The organism is Azonexus sp. GW821-FHT04F04 (genome assembly GCF_059420025.1).
Map to the genome: position 1 here is coordinate 267,558 of NZ_JBWKSX010000003.1, position 14,997 is coordinate 282,554.

The 14,997-nt window shown below is 57.9% G+C and carries 15 protein-coding genes; 9 read left to right on the forward strand and 6 right to left on the reverse strand.

Annotation, left to right across the window (positions count from 1 at the left end):
- The first annotated feature begins 14 nt into the window (after window positions 1-14).
- Together AC07TV_RS08645 and AC07TV_RS08650 are read left to right on the forward strand one after the other, a co-directional pair.
- On the forward strand, window positions 15-869 hold the full coding sequence (locus AC07TV_RS08645; RefSeq protein ID WP_494647986.1) for an alpha/beta fold hydrolase: 855 nt from the start codon (window positions 15-17) through the stop codon (window positions 867-869).
- The gene (locus AC07TV_RS08650; RefSeq protein WP_494647987.1) at window positions 866-1,627 is read left to right on the forward strand and encodes an alpha/beta fold hydrolase; all 762 of its coding nucleotides are present in this window, start codon (window positions 866-868) and stop codon (window positions 1,625-1,627) included. The genes AC07TV_RS08645 and AC07TV_RS08650 overlap by 4 nt, the downstream gene beginning before the upstream one ends.
- On the opposite strand, the gene AC07TV_RS08655 is transcribed toward AC07TV_RS08650, so the two are convergent.
- The 3 genes from AC07TV_RS08655 to AC07TV_RS08665 all read right to left on the reverse strand — a co-directional run bounded on the left by AC07TV_RS08655 (window position 1,601) and on the right by AC07TV_RS08665 (window position 5,440).
- Window positions 1,601-3,661 (reverse strand): PAS domain-containing hybrid sensor histidine kinase/response regulator, encoded by a 2,061-nt coding sequence (locus tag AC07TV_RS08655; protein WP_494647988.1) that lies wholly within the window; start codon window positions 3,659-3,661, stop codon window positions 1,601-1,603. The genes AC07TV_RS08650 and AC07TV_RS08655 overlap by 27 nt on opposite strands.
- Before the next feature lie 127 nt (window positions 3,662-3,788).
- Complete coding sequence (locus AC07TV_RS08660) at window positions 3,789-4,559, reverse strand: M90 family metallopeptidase (RefSeq protein WP_494647989.1); 771 nt, start codon at window positions 4,557-4,559, stop codon at window positions 3,789-3,791.
- The gene (locus AC07TV_RS08665) at window positions 4,556-5,440 is read right to left on the reverse strand and encodes a DMT family transporter (protein ID WP_494647990.1); all 885 of its coding nucleotides are present in this window, start codon (window positions 5,438-5,440) and stop codon (window positions 4,556-4,558) included. The genes AC07TV_RS08660 and AC07TV_RS08665 overlap by 4 nt, the downstream gene beginning before the upstream one ends.
- A 109-nt stretch (window positions 5,441-5,549) precedes the next feature.
- Here AC07TV_RS08665 and AC07TV_RS08670 point away from each other — a divergent pair, with 109 nt between their 5' ends.
- From AC07TV_RS08670 to AC07TV_RS08695, 6 genes are all read left to right on the forward strand, one after another.
- The gene (locus AC07TV_RS08670; protein WP_494647991.1) at window positions 5,550-7,772 is read left to right on the forward strand and encodes a RelA/SpoT family protein; all 2,223 of its coding nucleotides are present in this window, start codon (window positions 5,550-5,552) and stop codon (window positions 7,770-7,772) included.
- Between the two features lie 25 nt (window positions 7,773-7,797).
- A complete protein-coding gene (locus AC07TV_RS08675; protein WP_494647992.1) occupies window positions 7,798-7,977 on the forward strand; it encodes a LiaI-LiaF-like domain-containing protein in 180 nt (59 codons plus the stop codon).
- A 443-nt stretch (window positions 7,978-8,420) separates the two neighbouring features.
- The gene (locus tag AC07TV_RS08680; RefSeq protein WP_494647993.1) at window positions 8,421-9,665 is read left to right on the forward strand and encodes a SpoIIE family protein phosphatase; all 1,245 of its coding nucleotides are present in this window, start codon (window positions 8,421-8,423) and stop codon (window positions 9,663-9,665) included.
- The gene (locus AC07TV_RS08685; protein WP_494647994.1) at window positions 9,662-10,231 is read left to right on the forward strand and encodes a SiaB family protein kinase; all 570 of its coding nucleotides are present in this window, start codon (window positions 9,662-9,664) and stop codon (window positions 10,229-10,231) included. Before AC07TV_RS08680 ends, AC07TV_RS08685 begins: the two co-directional genes overlap by 4 nt.
- Window positions 10,232-10,261: 30 nt before the next feature.
- Window positions 10,262-10,651 (forward strand): DUF1987 domain-containing protein, encoded by a 390-nt coding sequence (locus tag AC07TV_RS08690; protein WP_494647995.1) that lies wholly within the window; start codon window positions 10,262-10,264, stop codon window positions 10,649-10,651.
- Window positions 10,652-10,660: 9 nt separating this feature from the next.
- Complete coding sequence (locus AC07TV_RS08695; protein WP_494647996.1) at window positions 10,661-11,413, forward strand: GGDEF domain-containing protein; 753 nt, start codon at window positions 10,661-10,663, stop codon at window positions 11,411-11,413.
- A 164-nt stretch (window positions 11,414-11,577) separates the two neighbouring features.
- Here AC07TV_RS08695 and AC07TV_RS08700 read toward each other — a convergent pair whose 3' ends face one another.
- On the reverse strand, window positions 11,578-13,074 hold the full coding sequence (locus AC07TV_RS08700; protein WP_494647997.1) for a CYTH and CHAD domain-containing protein: 1,497 nt from the start codon (window positions 13,072-13,074) through the stop codon (window positions 11,578-11,580).
- A gap of 366 nt (window positions 13,075-13,440) precedes the next feature.
- On the opposite strand from AC07TV_RS08700, the gene AC07TV_RS08705 reads away from it, so the two are divergent.
- Window positions 13,441-13,872, forward strand: coding sequence for an NUDIX hydrolase (locus AC07TV_RS08705; protein ID WP_494647998.1), 432 nt, complete (start codon window positions 13,441-13,443; stop codon window positions 13,870-13,872).
- A 40-nt stretch (window positions 13,873-13,912) separates the two neighbouring features.
- Here the strand turns inward: AC07TV_RS08705 and AC07TV_RS08710 are convergent, their stop codons facing one another.
- Window positions 13,913-14,284 (reverse strand): Crp/Fnr family transcriptional regulator, encoded by a 372-nt coding sequence (locus tag AC07TV_RS08710; RefSeq protein WP_494647999.1) that lies wholly within the window; start codon window positions 14,282-14,284, stop codon window positions 13,913-13,915.
- A gap of 47 nt (window positions 14,285-14,331) precedes the next feature.
- Window positions 14,332-14,958, reverse strand: a complete 627-nt coding sequence (locus AC07TV_RS08715; protein WP_494648000.1) for a ParA family protein — start codon at window positions 14,956-14,958, stop codon at window positions 14,332-14,334.
- Between the last annotated feature and the right edge of the window lie 39 nt (window positions 14,959-14,997).

The following is a 14,997-nucleotide window of genomic DNA, read 5'->3' on the forward strand; positions in this document are numbered from 1 at the left end:
GCGGAGGAGCAAACATGCAATTCAAACAACAGATCGTGCAATGCCTCGGGCCATCGGGCCTGCACCGGATGGCCTATACCGAGTGGGGCGCCCGCGATAATCCGCGCGTCCTGATTTGTGTCCATGGCCTGACTCGTAACGGCCGGGATTTTGACGCGCTGGCCGAAGCCATGTCGGGTCACTACCGGGTGATTTGTCCGGATGTCGTCGGCCGGGGCCAGAGCGGCCATTTGCGAGACCCGGCGGCTTACGCCATCCCGCAATACGTTTCCGACATGGTAACGCTGATCGCCCGCCTCAATGTCGAGAGCGTGCATTGGGTTGGCACCTCGATGGGCGGGCTGATCGGCATGGGGCTGGCCGCGCAGGATGGTTCGCCGATCCGCAAAATGGTGCTCAATGACGTCGGGCCGGTGATCACCGCCGAATCGCTGCAGCGCATCGGCACCTATGTGGGCGCCAACCCGGATTGGGCAACCTTCGACGAGGCGCTGGCCTTCGTCAAATTCGTCAGCGAGCCATTCGGTGCCCTGACCGAGGCGCAGTGGTATCACCTGACCGAAACCGGCGTCGTCCAGGGCGCCGACGGCCGCTGGCGCTTCCGTTACGATCCGCGCATCGCCGAGCCGTTCCGGGCTGCCTTTGCCGACAAGGATGTCGACCTCTGGCCGCTTTACGAACAGATCAAGTGCCCGACGCTGGTTATTCGTGGTGCCCAGTCGGACCTGCTGACCCGTGACACTTGGCAAAAGATGGCCTCCTGCGGTCCACGGGCTAAATTGGCCGAAATCGAAGGCGTCGGCCATGCGCCGATGTTTCAGTCGGAGGACCAGATTGCCGTTGTTCGCGATTTCCTGTTGAGTGCATGAAGCACATTGTTATAAACGGGCTGAAGCTCGAATATCGCGATTACCCGGCCACCGCCGAAGGGCGGCCGACGCTGTTGCTGCTCCACGAGGGCCTCGGTTGTGTGAGCATGTGGCGGCATTTTCCGGAAATGCTGGCGGCGGTAACCGGTTGCCGACTGATCGTCTGGTCACGCGCCGGTTACGGTGGTTCGCAGGCCTGCCCGGAGCCACGCATGCCACGCTACATGCACCGCGAGGGCGAGGAAATGCTGCCGGCCCTGCTCGCCGCCTTGGAGATCAAACGACCACTGCTCATCGGCCATAGCGACGGTGGCAGCATTGCGCTGATCTTCGCCGGCGCCTTCCCGGAAGTGCCGCTCGGCATCGCCGTCATGGCGCCGCACGAGTTCGTCGAAGAGGTTACGCTGGCCGGTATCCGTGAGGCCAGGGTGGCCTGGCAAACGACTGATCTGCCGACGAAATTGGCGCGTTACCATCATGCGCAGACCGAGCGGGTGTTCAGCGACTGGAACGACACCTGGTTGTCGCCGGCTTTCCGCGACTGGAATATTGAAGAATATCTGCCGAAAATCCGCTGCCCGGTACTCGCCATTCAGGGCGAGGATGACGAGTACGCCACGATGCGCCAGATTGATGCCATTTCCGAACAGCTACCCGGTACGCAGTTGCTCAAACTGGCCGAATGCGGTCACTCGCCGCACCGCGATCAGGAAGGGGTGGTATTGGCCGCCCTAGCTGCTTTCGCAGCTAAGTTTTGAGTCGGCCCGACCTTCCGGGTCGGCCTTTTCGAGCCAGCTGAGTACCGTCGCAAAAAGCAGTTCGGGGCTGGCCGGTTTGGTGATGAAGTCGTCCATGCCGGCGGCCAGGCAAAGAGCCCTATCCTCGGCATAGGCGTTGGCGGTCATGGCGATGACCGGTACTTGCCGGCCGTTGGGCAAGGCACGAATCTGGCGGGTTGCGGCCAGCCCGTCGAGGGTCGGCATCTGGACGTCCATGAGGATCAGGTCGTAATTGTTGCGGCGGACCAGGTCGACCGCTTGTTTGCCGTCTTCGGCTGTCTCAACGGATAGTCCGGCCTCGGCCAGAATCTGCTCGGCAATTTCGCGGTTGATCGGCTCGTCCTCGACGAGCAGGATGCGACGTCCCGGGAATTCACGGGCCAGCCGGGCTTCGGGATGGCTCGGGGTGAGGTCCGGAATATTCCGAAGAGCCTGGCCCCCTTTTTTCAGGCGGGCGGTGAACCAGAATATACTGCCTTGGCCCGGCGTACTGCTGGCTCCCGCCGCGCCGCCCATGTGTTCCGCCAGCTTGCGGGTGATGGCCAGCCCGAGGCCGGTTCCGCCGTATTTTCGGGTCAATGAGTTGTCCGCCTGTTCGAAGGCCGCAAACAATCTGGGCATCGCTTCGGCCGGGATGCCAATGCCGGTGTCTTCCACCTCAAAGCGCAGCTCCGCACTATCCGCTTCGTCGGCCTGCAGGCGAACCCGCAGGGTAACCGTCCCGGCATCGGTAAATTTGACGGCGTTGGCGGCGTAGTTGAGAAGGGCCTGGTGGAGCGCAGTCGGATCGCCCAGCAGATTGGGCGGCAGATTTTCGGTTTCGCTGGACAGATTCAGGTGCTTGGTCTGAGCTGCGGATTGCAGCATGGTCAGGACGTTATCGAGAACCTGTCCGACGTTGAGGGGCGTTTCGGCGAGAACGAGTTTCCCGGCCTCGATTTTCGATAATTCCAGAATGGCGTTGATAATGCCGAGCAGGTGTTGGCCAGCGTTTTCCAGCTTGTCGAGCTGCCCGGACTGCAACGGGGTCAGACCGCCGCGCCGGATCAGATGGGCCATACCGGTGACGGCATTGAGCGGGGTCCGGATTTCGTGACTCATATTGGCCAGAAAGGCGCTTTTCGCGATGCTGGCCGCTTCAGCTGCTTCCTTGGCGCGCGAGAGTTCGACCGTGCGCTCGGCAACCAGTTGTTCGAGGCGGTCGCGATGGCTGGCTAATTCATCCTGTGCGGCCTTGGCCTCGGTTACGTCGCGGGTGATCGAAAGCAGGCAGGGTTGGCCGTTGAAGCTCATTGGCGAGACGGAGAACATGCCCCAGAAGAGTTCGCCGCACTTTTTGCGAAAGCGGGCCTCGAAGTTCAAGCGCGACTTTTTTTCGCGGAGTTTCTGGCTGAAATTCTGGCGATCCAGCGGGTCGGCCCAGATCGACAGTTCCAGCGAACTGCGGCCAATCAATTCCTGGCGCGTGTAGCCGCTCATGTCGAGGAAGGCCTGATTGACGTCGATGTAAATGCCGTCCTCCAGGCTGGTAATGGCGATGGCGTCGAGCGTTGTCTCGAAGGCCGTGGCGTAACGCCTTTCGCTGTCCTCCTTTGCTTGCTGCGAGAGGATGATGTCGCTGATGTCGCGGAAGAACCACACCCGGCCCATGTATCGTCCGTCGTCGCCCTGCAGCGCAGCCGAATGGCGGTGCAGGGTACGTCCATCCTTGAGCGGGATGTTGCAGTCGTCTTTCAGGCTCGGATCGGCGTAAAGCGTGCGGATACGCGTCAGGAAGACATCTTTGTCGCGGACACGGGCCAGCACCTGTTCGAGAATGGGGGAGTCGGAGGTGCCGATCAGTGCTTCGAGCGGCGAAGCCGGGCAGGGCATGTCCCACACTGCGAAAAAGCGCTCATTGACCGAGGCCACCGTGTTTTCCGGGGTCACAACAAGAATGCCGCCTGGCGCCTCGTTGAGGATGGCACTTTGCAAGGTGGCGCGAAATGATTCGCTGTGCGTTTCGAAGGACATCGAACAAATTTTTTTCAGATGTAGGTTGGTTATGACCAGACATCATACCCCTGTCAATAGTATGGGAATTTGCCTTGCCGCTGGCTTGCCTGCTATTCAGGTGGCTGTCGGCCGAGGCTGGGCGCGGTCAATGGCCAGGGCGGCAGGTCAATCGGCGGGTCAGTGGATCCTGAAGGTAGTAGCGGCAAAGCAGGCCGTAGATGGCCGGATATTCTCGGGCGACGACGTCGGGAATGTCGAAGAAACTTTCCGACAGAACGGCGAAAAACTCGGCCGGATCGGTGCTGGCATAGGGATCGATCGGTGTATCTTCGCCGCTGTCCACGCGCTGGCAAAAGTTGTCATAGGCATCGGCAAACTTGGCTTCCCACTCCTTTTCAGTGATGCCTGAATGCAGCGCCGGCATGCCGTCTGCCTCACCGTTGAGCATGTCCAGCTTGTGGGCAAATTCGTGGATCACGACGTTATAGCCGTCGCCGGCCATTTGCACGTCGTGCCACGAAATGATCAGCGGGCCACCTTCCCAAGCTTCGCCGGAGAGCACGTCGTCGTATTCATGGACGACGCCGGATTCGTCCTCGATGCGCCGCGGCACGACGAATTCATCGGGGTAAACAACAATGCCGACCCACTCGCGGTAGGCCGCCAGCCCGAGCTTGAGGATGGGCAGGCAACCCTGGGCGGCGATGGACACGCAGATTTCGTCGGTCAGATCGAGGCCGCCGGCGGTGCTGAATTCCTTCTCGGCGAGGAAGGCTTCGGCTTTCATTTTTAGCTCTTTTTTCTCGTTGACCGTGAGATCGTCGAGAAAGGGCAGCGCTGCGACGGTGCTCGCCCACAAGGCGTCGGGAATCTCCGCCGCCTTCTTGCCACGCAGCCTGTCGAGCCAACGCCTCATTTTTTCATGGTCAGCCAGATGCCCGAGAAAATCAGGGCGATGCCGAAATAGTGGTACCAGAACGGAACTTCTCCGAGGAACAGGAAGGAGAGCAGCGTCCCGAAAACCGGCATGAGGTGGATGAACAGGCTGGCCTTGTTGGCGCCGACTTCGGCGACGCCCTTGTTGTAGAAAATGTAGCCAAGGAAGCTCGGGAAGAGCCCGACGTAGGCCAGGGCGGTCAGCGAGCCGAGGTGGAGGTTGATGTGCCGGCCTTGCGCCAGTTCCCAGGCGTAGGCAGGGCCGAGCGCGCAGAGGCCGATGGCGGTGGTCGCGCCGAGCATGAGCATCGGATGCACGCCGGCCGGGCGCCAGGCCAGCGCCACGGTGTAGATGGCCCAGTCGAGCACGGCGACGAGCATCCAGACGTCGCCGACATTGAGGTTGAGATGGGCGAGCACGGCCAGGTCGCCGCGCGACACAATGGTCAGCGCGCCGCACAGCGAAATGAAGACGCCGATGCCTTCGATCCTCCGCAGGTGCTTGCCGAGAAACGCCCAGGAGATGGCGATGGTGGCGATCGGCACGAAGGAGTTGAGCAGCGCCGCATTGGTCGCACTGGTGTCCTGCAGGGCGATGTAGGCGAAGGTGTTGTAGCCGCCGACGCCGAGCAGGCCGAGAACGAGCAGGGGTCGCCAGCCTTTTTTCAGCAACGGCCACTGGGTCTTGAGGTGGGGCAGGGCGAGCGGCAGGATCAGCGCAAAGGCGATGGTCCACCGCCAGAAGGCGAAGCCCAGTGGCGGAATGTCGCCACGGGCACCTCGGCCGACCACCATGTTCCCGGACCAGAAAAGCACGGTCAGGATCAGCAGGAGGTAGGGGTTGGCAAACAGTTTTTTCATTGTCGCCGGATTATGCCTGATCGGGCTGAAGCTCGGGCTGCATGGCCGTGTCGCGGGCAATTTGGCGCTTGTCATGCCGGCCCCGGAAGATCGGTCTTATAATTGCGCCATGGTTTCCGTCGTCCATTCTGTCGCCTCGCAAAGCGACTTCGAACAGTTCCTGGTCACGTTGGCAGAGGGCTTGGCCCCTGCCGATGCGGAACGTCTAAAATCTGCCGTCGAATACGCTTGGACCACCTACGGCGAACGCACGCTGGGCAGCGGTGAGCGCATCTGGTCGCACGCGCTGGGCATGGCGGTGATCATCGCCGGCCTCAAGCTCGACGTCGAGTCGCGCATTGCCGCGCTGCTCTTCGCCATTCCAGCTCAGGACGAGCACGGCATCGCCAGCATCGAAACACGCTTCGGCAAGCCGGCGGCGCATCTCGTGCAGGGCATTTCGCGCCTCAATAAACTGCGGCCGATTGCCAAGGGCTTTGTCGCTACCAACATTGAGGCCGGCGAGGTCAATCCGGTCGAGATGAAGGCGCAGATTGAAGTCCTGCGCAAGATGCTGCTGGCCATGGTCGAGGACATTCGCGTCGTGCTGCTGCGTCTGGCCAGCCGGACGCAGACCTTGCGGTTTTACGCGGCCAATCCGGACGACCTGCGCGTCCAGGTGGCGCGCGAAACGCTCGAACTCTATTCGCCGCTGGCCAACCGCCTTGGCGTCTGGGAATTGAAGTGGGAATTGGAGGACTTGTCCTTCCGCTTCATCCACCCCGAAACCTACAAGAAGCTGGCCAAACTGCTTGACGAAAAACGCAGCGAGCGCGAGCAGTTCATCGTCGATGCCGTGGCCAAAGTGCGCACCGAACTCGAAGCCGCCGGTGTGCACAACGCCGAGATCTACGGGCGGCCGAAGCATATCTACAGCATCTGGAACAAGATGCGCAAAAAAGGCGTCGAGTTCTCGGAAGTCTATGACGTGCGCGCCTTGCGCATCATCGTCGACGACCTGCGCGAGTGCTACACCGCGCTGGGCATCGTGCACAACCTGTGGCTACCGATTCCCAAGGAATTCGACGACTACATCTCGAATCCCAAGGGTAACAATTACCGCTCGCTGCATACCGCCGTTCGCTGCCCGGATGGGCGCAGCCTGGAAATCCAGATCCGTACCTGGGAAATGCACAAGCACGCCGAACTCGGCGTCGCCGCTCACTGGCGCTACAAGGAAGGCAGTAAGCGGACGACCGAGGACGACTACGACGAAAAGATCGCCTGGCTGCGCCAACTGCTGACCTGGAAGGACGAAGTCGCCGACAGTTCGGACTGGGTCAAACATTACAAGCAGGCGGCACTCGACGAGACCATCTACGTCATCACGCCGCAAGGCAAGGTCGTCGACTTGCCGGCCGGCTCGACGCCGGTCGATTTCGCCTATCGCGTGCATACCGATCTCGGCCACCGTTGCCGGGGTGCCAAGATCGCCGGCCATCTGGTGCCGCTCAATACGGCGCTGGAAACCGGGCAGGAAGTCGAGATCGTCACCGCCAAGGTCGGCGGTCCGTCGCGCGACTGGCTCAACCCCTTGCTGGGCTACATCCATACCAAGAGCGCCCGGGTCAAGGTGCGCGCGTGGTTCTCCAATCTGGCGCTCGAAGAAACGCTGAGCGAAGGCCGTGGCCTGATCGCCAAGGAATTGCAGCGGGCCGGCCAGACCGGGGCGAATATTGAAGAGTTGTCGCACAAGCTCGGTTTCGCCAAGGCCGACGACCTGTACATCGCTGCTGCCCGTGGCGACCTCAACCAGCGGCAGTTCCAGGCCGTCGCCAAGGGTGGCGACCTGCTGGCCGAAACCCAGTTGCCGGACGAAGTGCTGGCCAAGCCGAGCAAGCCGGTCCAGGGCAACCAGGGCATCCTGATCGTTGGCGTCGACAAGCTGCTGACTCAACTCGCCCGTTGCTGCAAGCCGGCTCCACCCGATGAAATCCAGGGTTTCATCACGCGTGGCAAAGGCATCTCCATCCATCGCATGGACTGTCCCAATTTTTCAAATCTCGCTGCACTGCATCCGGAACGGGTCATCGAAACCGACTGGGGCCTGACGACGACTGGCGTCTTTGCTGCCGACATCATTGTCGATGCGCATGACCGTCAGGGCCTGCTGCGCGATATTTCCGAAATATTTACCCGCGAGCGGCTCAACGTCATCGGCGTGAACACGCAGTCCAAGCAGGGCAAGGCGCACATGAGCTTTACCGTCGAAATCACCAACCTGCAACAAATGCAGAAGACGCTGACCCTCATCCATGAGGTCGAAGGCGTCGTCGGCGTACGCCGCGCCTGAGCATTCGGGCTAACCGGGAGAAAGCATGAAAGGCAATTTCGCTGCCGTCGCCTTGGTCGCCATCGGCGCCATCGCCCTGGCCGTCAATCTCGACCTGTTTGAACTGGATCTGGTCGGGCTGATCAAGAAATGGTGGCCGCTGGTGCTGATTTTGCTCGGGGTTGGCTTGTTCTTTACGCCGGATGACGGTGGAAAGCGGGGCTGATAGTGGCTTCCATAACCTGACTTGCCAATCGAAGACGCATAGCGAGGCGCAAATCACGCTATCTGATTGGCAGAGGTTCGAGCGGTTCCGCTTCGTACCTATTGCCATCATCTGCAAGATATGGCGCCAGTGATTCATCGCTTGACTGCGAAATTCAAAAGCTGTTGCTCACGTTTCGGAATCCGGTTTCTCCCTTGAGCAGTTGCAATGCAGCCGGCCCCGGCCATTGGATTCGCCGACCTGAAAGACACCGCCTGACTCCGATCAGACATTGAGGCCGCGAAAAATCGGGGGATCTGCTCGTGGGCTGGCGGAATTGCTGAAATTTCATTGTGAGTAAACGACAGCCTTGTCACCGATTGGACATGTGAACTGCGTAAACTGAGGCGAACGCGAATACTGCGGTTATTTAACGTATATCACTGTTCCCCGGAATGCCCACCTTGGAAATATCCACCCTGCTCCCGCTCGATTGCCGCCCACGCTTCCAGCAGCCGACCGCTGAGGATCTTTGCGTTCAGACTCCCTCGGTCACCGCCGAAGACAACAATGAAATTGTCATGGAGATATTCTCCAAGTACCGTGATCTCACCAGTCTGCCAGTAATTGAGGTTGGCAAGCCCATCGGCCTCATCAACCGCGGCATCTTCCTATCGCAGATGAGCAAGCCCTTCCACAAAGAGGTTTACAGCCGCAAGAGTTCCATTGCCTTTATGGACAAGGAGCCGCTGGTGGTCGAAGCCAGCATGGACATCGAGGCGCTGACCTTCAAGGCGGTGGAGTACGGCGAGAAGGCACTGGCCGACGGCTTCATTATCACCTGTGGCGGCCGTTTTGCAGGCATCGGTCACGGTCTGCAATTGATGCGGGTGGTGGCGGACATGCAGGCAGCCCGTAACCGCCAGATCATGCATAGCATCGAATATGCGAGCGTGATTCAACGTTCCATGCTGCGTACTTCGCGTGACACAATGCTGCACACCCTGAAGGATGCAGATCTGGTTTGGGAGCCGCGTGATGTGGTGGGCGGCGACTTTTATTACTTCGTCGCTCGTAGCGACGGCTGGTTTGGAACCGTTGCCGATTGCACCGGCCACGGCGTGCCCGGCGCGTTTATGACGCTGATTGCTTCCAGCTGCCTGGGTCAAGCAATTGACCAGCACGGCCCAGCTGACCCATCGCTATTGCTAGGCAGTGTCAACCGTGGAATCAAGCAGATGCTTGGCCAGGTCGACGGGCAGGACGAAACCCCTGAATCGGATGACGGTATGGATGCTGCCTGCTTCTGGTACGACGCCGGCAGCCGCCGGTTGCTATTTGCTGGCGCAAAATCAAGCCTCTTCGTGCTGCACCCGGGCGAGGATGGCGTGGAGATGGTTGAGGGTGACCGCAAGTGCGTGGGCTACGTCGACAGCGGGCTAGATTTTACTTGGCAGAAGCGGGTAGTGCAGATGCAAACCGGTAGCCTCGTGTTTGTGACCACCGACGGTCTGATCGATCAGGTCGGCGGCCCCAAGTCCATCGCCTTCGGCAAGCGCCGTATTCGCGACCTCATCCTGGCCAACCGCGACCGTCCGGCCAGTGAGATCAATCGCGCCATGCAGGAGGCGATGGGTGGCTGGCAGGGTCCGAACCACCGCCGCGACGACGTTACCTTCTTCTGCTTCCGCGTACAGGAACCGCAATGAACGCATCACGTATCATAAAAGACTTTGGCACTTTCTTCGAGATCGCATGCCAGCAACGGGTGATTTTCTACTACGTTGGTTATTTCTCGCAGAACGTAGTGGCGGCCATGGCCGACGCGGTCAGGCTGCAACTGGAAATGAGCGGAGTGAACGGTCCGACCCGCCGCAAGCTGTTCTCTTCCTTCATCGAGATGGCGCAGAACATTATTCACTACTCGGCCGACTCGCTGACCCCTATCGACCAAGACAATCACGAGTTGCGTCATGGTTCAGTTTGCATTAGCGAGAAGGAAGGGCAATACCTGCTGCAGTGCGCAAATCCCATCGATGCCACGGTAGCTGAAGGCCTGCGTGAGCGACTGCAATCACTGCGCAGCATGACGCTGGAGGAAATCAAGCAGGCATACAAGGAATCACTGCGCGCCGAGGCGCCAGAGGGCAGCAAGGGGGCCGGCCTTGGCTTCCTGACTATGGCGCGCGACTCGAGCGAACCGCTGGAATTCGACTTCCAGCCTTTGGAGGATCACCCAGACACGGTGGTATTTAACCTCAAGGCCACGATCTGAACACCGATACGACAATAGCGAGAAATATGTATGGAAACTTTGTATATCGCCGCCACGCCTAGTTCACCGGAAGTGAATTTCGATTTTGCCCAGCACCAGCTGAGTATACGTGGCGAGTCCTACCCCGAAAATGCGGCTGCCTTTTACGGCGATATCATTAAGCGCCTGCGTGAGTATCTGGCCAGTTGCAACAAGACCAGCGTCAACGTGGATATCTCGCTGGCCTACTTCAATAGCTCCAGCACCAAGATGCTGTTCAATATTTTCGAGGCATTCAAGAATGCAGTAGACGCTGGGAACGAGATCGTACTTAACTGGTACCACTACGAAGAGGACGACACCATCCTTGAGTTCGGCCAAGAATTGCATGTCGATTTCCCGGAGATCACCTTCGTCGATCACCCTGTGAAATCAGCCTAGGCGATTGTCATGTCTCAGCCCGATCCGGATCTGTTCGATCAAGAGAACAACGCGCTGTTGTCCGCCCGTACCGTGTACAACATCGAATCAGGCGATGCCAATACGTACCGCATGGCCCTTGGCGAACTCATCAACTGCTACGATCAGTTGATGCGGCAAACTCGCCGGCTAATTCGTCGCAGCGACCGCCAAGAGTTCGAGATGAACCAGCTTAACCATCGACTCACCGATCTGGCCAACGAATTGGAACACCGAGCTACCCACGATTCGCTCACCGGTGCGCTAAACCGCGCGGCAGTAATCGAGCGCGCCCAGCACTTCCTGGCCAAAAATGACATGGCCATGATCGTGCTCGACATAGACCACTTCAAGCTGATTAACGATAGCTTCGGCCATCCGACTGGGGATGCCGTAATCTGTGGCTTGGTCGAATGCCTGCGACGGACGCTCGTGACGCCGGGCGAGATTGGTCGGGTGGGCGGCGAGGAATTCACGGTGATCCTGCCGCAGCAAGATTATTTGCAGGCGCAGCAGATAGCTGAGCGTATGCGCGTAGCCATCGCTGGCCATGATTTCTCGTTGCCTAATGCAAGCCGCATCACTGCCAGCTTCGGAGTTTGCTGGATGCCGGCCGGCGCCGACTTCGGAACAACCTACAGCGAGGCCGACGAAGCCATGTACGAGGCAAAGCGGGCTGGCCGCAACCGCGTGATCCGCGCCGACCAGATTCTTCGCTGGTCCTGCGATGCTGCCAAAACTTAATGATGCCGAATTCGTTAAGGAAAATGGTCTGCCAGAGCGTATCAAGCCCCGGTGCCTCAAGAAATAAGGCTCGTGTCGGTGATTCTCTATCCATGCAGAGTCACCGCATCTAGCGAATCAAAATGAAGCGTTTTGGTTGGTAGTGCGGCAGACATTGCATTGTCTCAGCAGGCACACCAAGGCGAAGAACGCCCAAGTAACGACTCCGCGAGACGCAAGGTATTGTCCAAGGTTTCCTGAGCATGTGCGGTGTGCCAGGCGGCAATTTCTTCGCGTGTTTCCTTTGAAATAGCTCCTTGCTCAACCCAGACTTGCAGCCGGGAGAGCGCTACGTGGAAATCATTGGTAAACCCAAAATCATCTTGGAGGTTGGCTATTGCTTTGGCGTACTGCAGCATCTCCTCTTCGTCGAAGAGCGGCGTAAAGAACTCGCAGGAGTAGCGCAGATGCTTCAAGGCAATTCGGAGTTGGTGCGCATTCTTGGGAGTCGGTAATTTGAGTGCCTTGCTCAGTCGTTTCACGGCAGTGCGATGCAATCCGGAAAGTTGTTTCTCGGCGTACCTAGGCAGGTTGTTTGGGAATTTATCTGTCGGTAGCTCTTGTAGCTCGCGGACAAACAGGAGAAGCGGCCCACCGTAGCTCAGCTGTTGAACTTGCGATTGAGCATCTTGCCTTGCCTCGTCCCAAGCAGCCAGCAATGTTGAAGCTGTGGCTTGCGCCTGCCGATCATCGCTTTGTAACATCGGCAACAATATGCCTTCACGCATGACATCCAAATCTCTGACATCCCCGGTAAGTTGCGACAACTCCTTGAGACGCTGAGTCCACCGTTGTTGAAAACGGTCAGGAAGAGCTGACCTGAAAACCTTGAGGAGACTGTTGAGGCGGCGCAGTGAAACTCGGAGCTGATGAACGAACTCCTGATCCTTGGAAGTCAGTGTTCCGAGTAGATTGGCCTGCCAAATCTGCCTGCCCTGGCTGGCCAGTATCTGGAATGCCTTGGCAGGTGTTTGCTTTGTGGTGAGTGGACTTTGGGCTGCCTTCTCTGGGCCGGCCTCAGAATTTAAGAATAGTTTATATCCTCGCTCCACTTTACTGACGTTGTTCGGTACGAGCGGCAGGTGGGTTGCCAAGGCAATCGCATAATCGAGCAGGTCTTCAGGAGTGCCTTGGGCGAGTTCCAGCACAACCTCTGAGATAGGCATCATGCGGCCGAGGGAGGAAATATGCCCGATATTAACCGTGACCCGCAGGGCTATTTTCTTGGAAATATTAATTCGCCAGATCCGGCGATCAATGGATGTCGAAAACACGGGAACCAGTTCTGACTGTCGTTCCTTCAGCAAAGCTTGCACCTTACGGTTGGCCACATGTTTGAAGTTGAAGCTGCCCTCATAGGGAGCTTCCCATGCTGGACGGGACGATAAACCCGCTACCAATTCGGCTGTACATTTGGCCGTCTGTAATTGTTCGGTGGGAGATTCCCGAACACGAAGCGCGATTCCTTTTGCCTTTAGCGCTAAGTCTGGGGTATCGAAGTACGTGTTTTCCAGACCTTTCGACGGTTCCTGCAAGCTCCCCACGGTGATGAGTGGGTGAGACTCGATACGAGAAATCTCTTCTGGAGGACAGTAGAGCTTCAGTTCAATCTCTGTTGCCATGGCGAGGCTTTCAATTCAACAGGCATTTAAGTCTAATCAAAGCCATATTTCGGTTCTACCTTGCCAGTCGAGAATCGCCAGAAAGAAATCGTTCAGGATGCGGGAAAATGTTCAGTCGATGGACTCTGATCACAGGACTTCTTCTTTAGCCTAAGTTTAAGGCTTTGGAGCGTCTAGAGGTTCCCCGGGGCGATTCAATATATGAAGGACCAGAATCCATGTTTCGATAACGCACCACCTAACGACCACACAATCGTGGTTGGAAAACCTAATGTCATCTAACTGAAATAATATAACGGTATAAACCGTTTACATTATTTAAGACGACTCGACCACAACAACAACTACTACTACCAATATTCAAACATGGACAAGGGATACAACCAACCGGGAGCATGGGCTGTCATTTACTGTGCGGCCACCGGCAAATTTCTGATGGGGAAACGCTCTTCCAAGGTTAACAAAAGCGGTTCCTGGAACCTGTTTGGAGGTCGTGTCGATAACGGCGAGCGACCCCGGGAGGCTCTTGTTCGCGAACTGGGTGAAGAGGCTGGCTTGAGCGTCAAGCCACGTCACCTGGCAAAACTGCATACGGTCACCCGACGGCTTGGCTCAGGGCACGATGAGCGGGATATGCATTACTTCGTGATTAAAGCCGAACGAGAGTTTTCACCACGCCTCAATCGTGAGCACAGCGACTTCCGCTGGTTCACGGCCAAGCAACTACCATCCAGGTTTAACGGGCCAACCTCGATTGCCATCAAGAAGGGCTTGCTCGAGAAAGCCGCCAGCCACTAGCTGGCGGTGTAATCCTCTCGCCCCAGCACCCGAACGGAGCCTACGCTACATTGGCCGCCAGCAACTTGTTGGTGGCCCGAAGTCGTTCCGCCATCAAGCGCATGACCTGAATGGCGAAATACGGCGTTTGTTGCACCAGAAACAGGAAACGCTTTTCGTCGACAGCGACAAACTCACAATCGGTTTTGGCAATCACGCTGGCCGAGTGCGGTCCTGGCGAAACCAAGCCCATTTCGCCGACGACGCTGCCATGCTCAAGCGTTTCGACGACTCGATTCTGAACAAACACTTCAGCGGTGCCGGTTTCCAGGACGTACATCTGATTGCCCTCATCGCCTTCCCGGAAGAGTGCCTGGCCTGCCTGAATCGTTATTTTTGCCGTGTTGTGAGAGAAGATTTCAATGGGAATCATGATGCTTTGTCTCCTTGTTATTTCGTGAGGTAATCCGAACCTGACGGTCAGTGGCGGCTAACCAGCCAATTCAACAGCGGACGCCACTGGATGTCCACGGCCACCGAATTAGCATCATTGTCGAAAAGCGTGACCCCGGTGTCGACTGCCTGCAAGTAGCGTTGCGACTGCGCAATGCACGTGACGACAGGGAGGTCGAACTCTTGAAGGAATTCCAGCAACTGGGCGTAGGCATGGGTACGGATATCGACGCGCATACCGACAATGCCAATATCCACCCGTTCCTTGCGTACAGCTTTGGTTGCGGCAAGCTCCTCAAAGAACTCGCGAGTGGCCAGCATATCGAAACGCGACGAGGAGACCGGCACGACCACCTTGTCCGCTGCGTTCAACGCCTCTTTCAGGCGTTTTCCATGCAAGCCGGCAGGTGTGTCGAGAATGGCGAAGTTGCAGTTTTTGGGTGGCATCTGGAAATCATCGTCCGAAATTTCCCAGTGCCGAATGGGAGCAAGCTTGCCGGGCCGGGCCTCCAGCCAATGCCGGCTTGATTGCTGCCGGTCGAGATCTCCCAAATAGACGATTTCATCGTGCTGGGCAAACCAGCTTGCTATATGAATCGACAGGGTTGATTTGCCGCACCCACCTTTGGGGTTGGCCACCATGATTTTGCGCATCTGAATTGCTTAACTTCCAGTTAGTGTATAAAGTGTTTA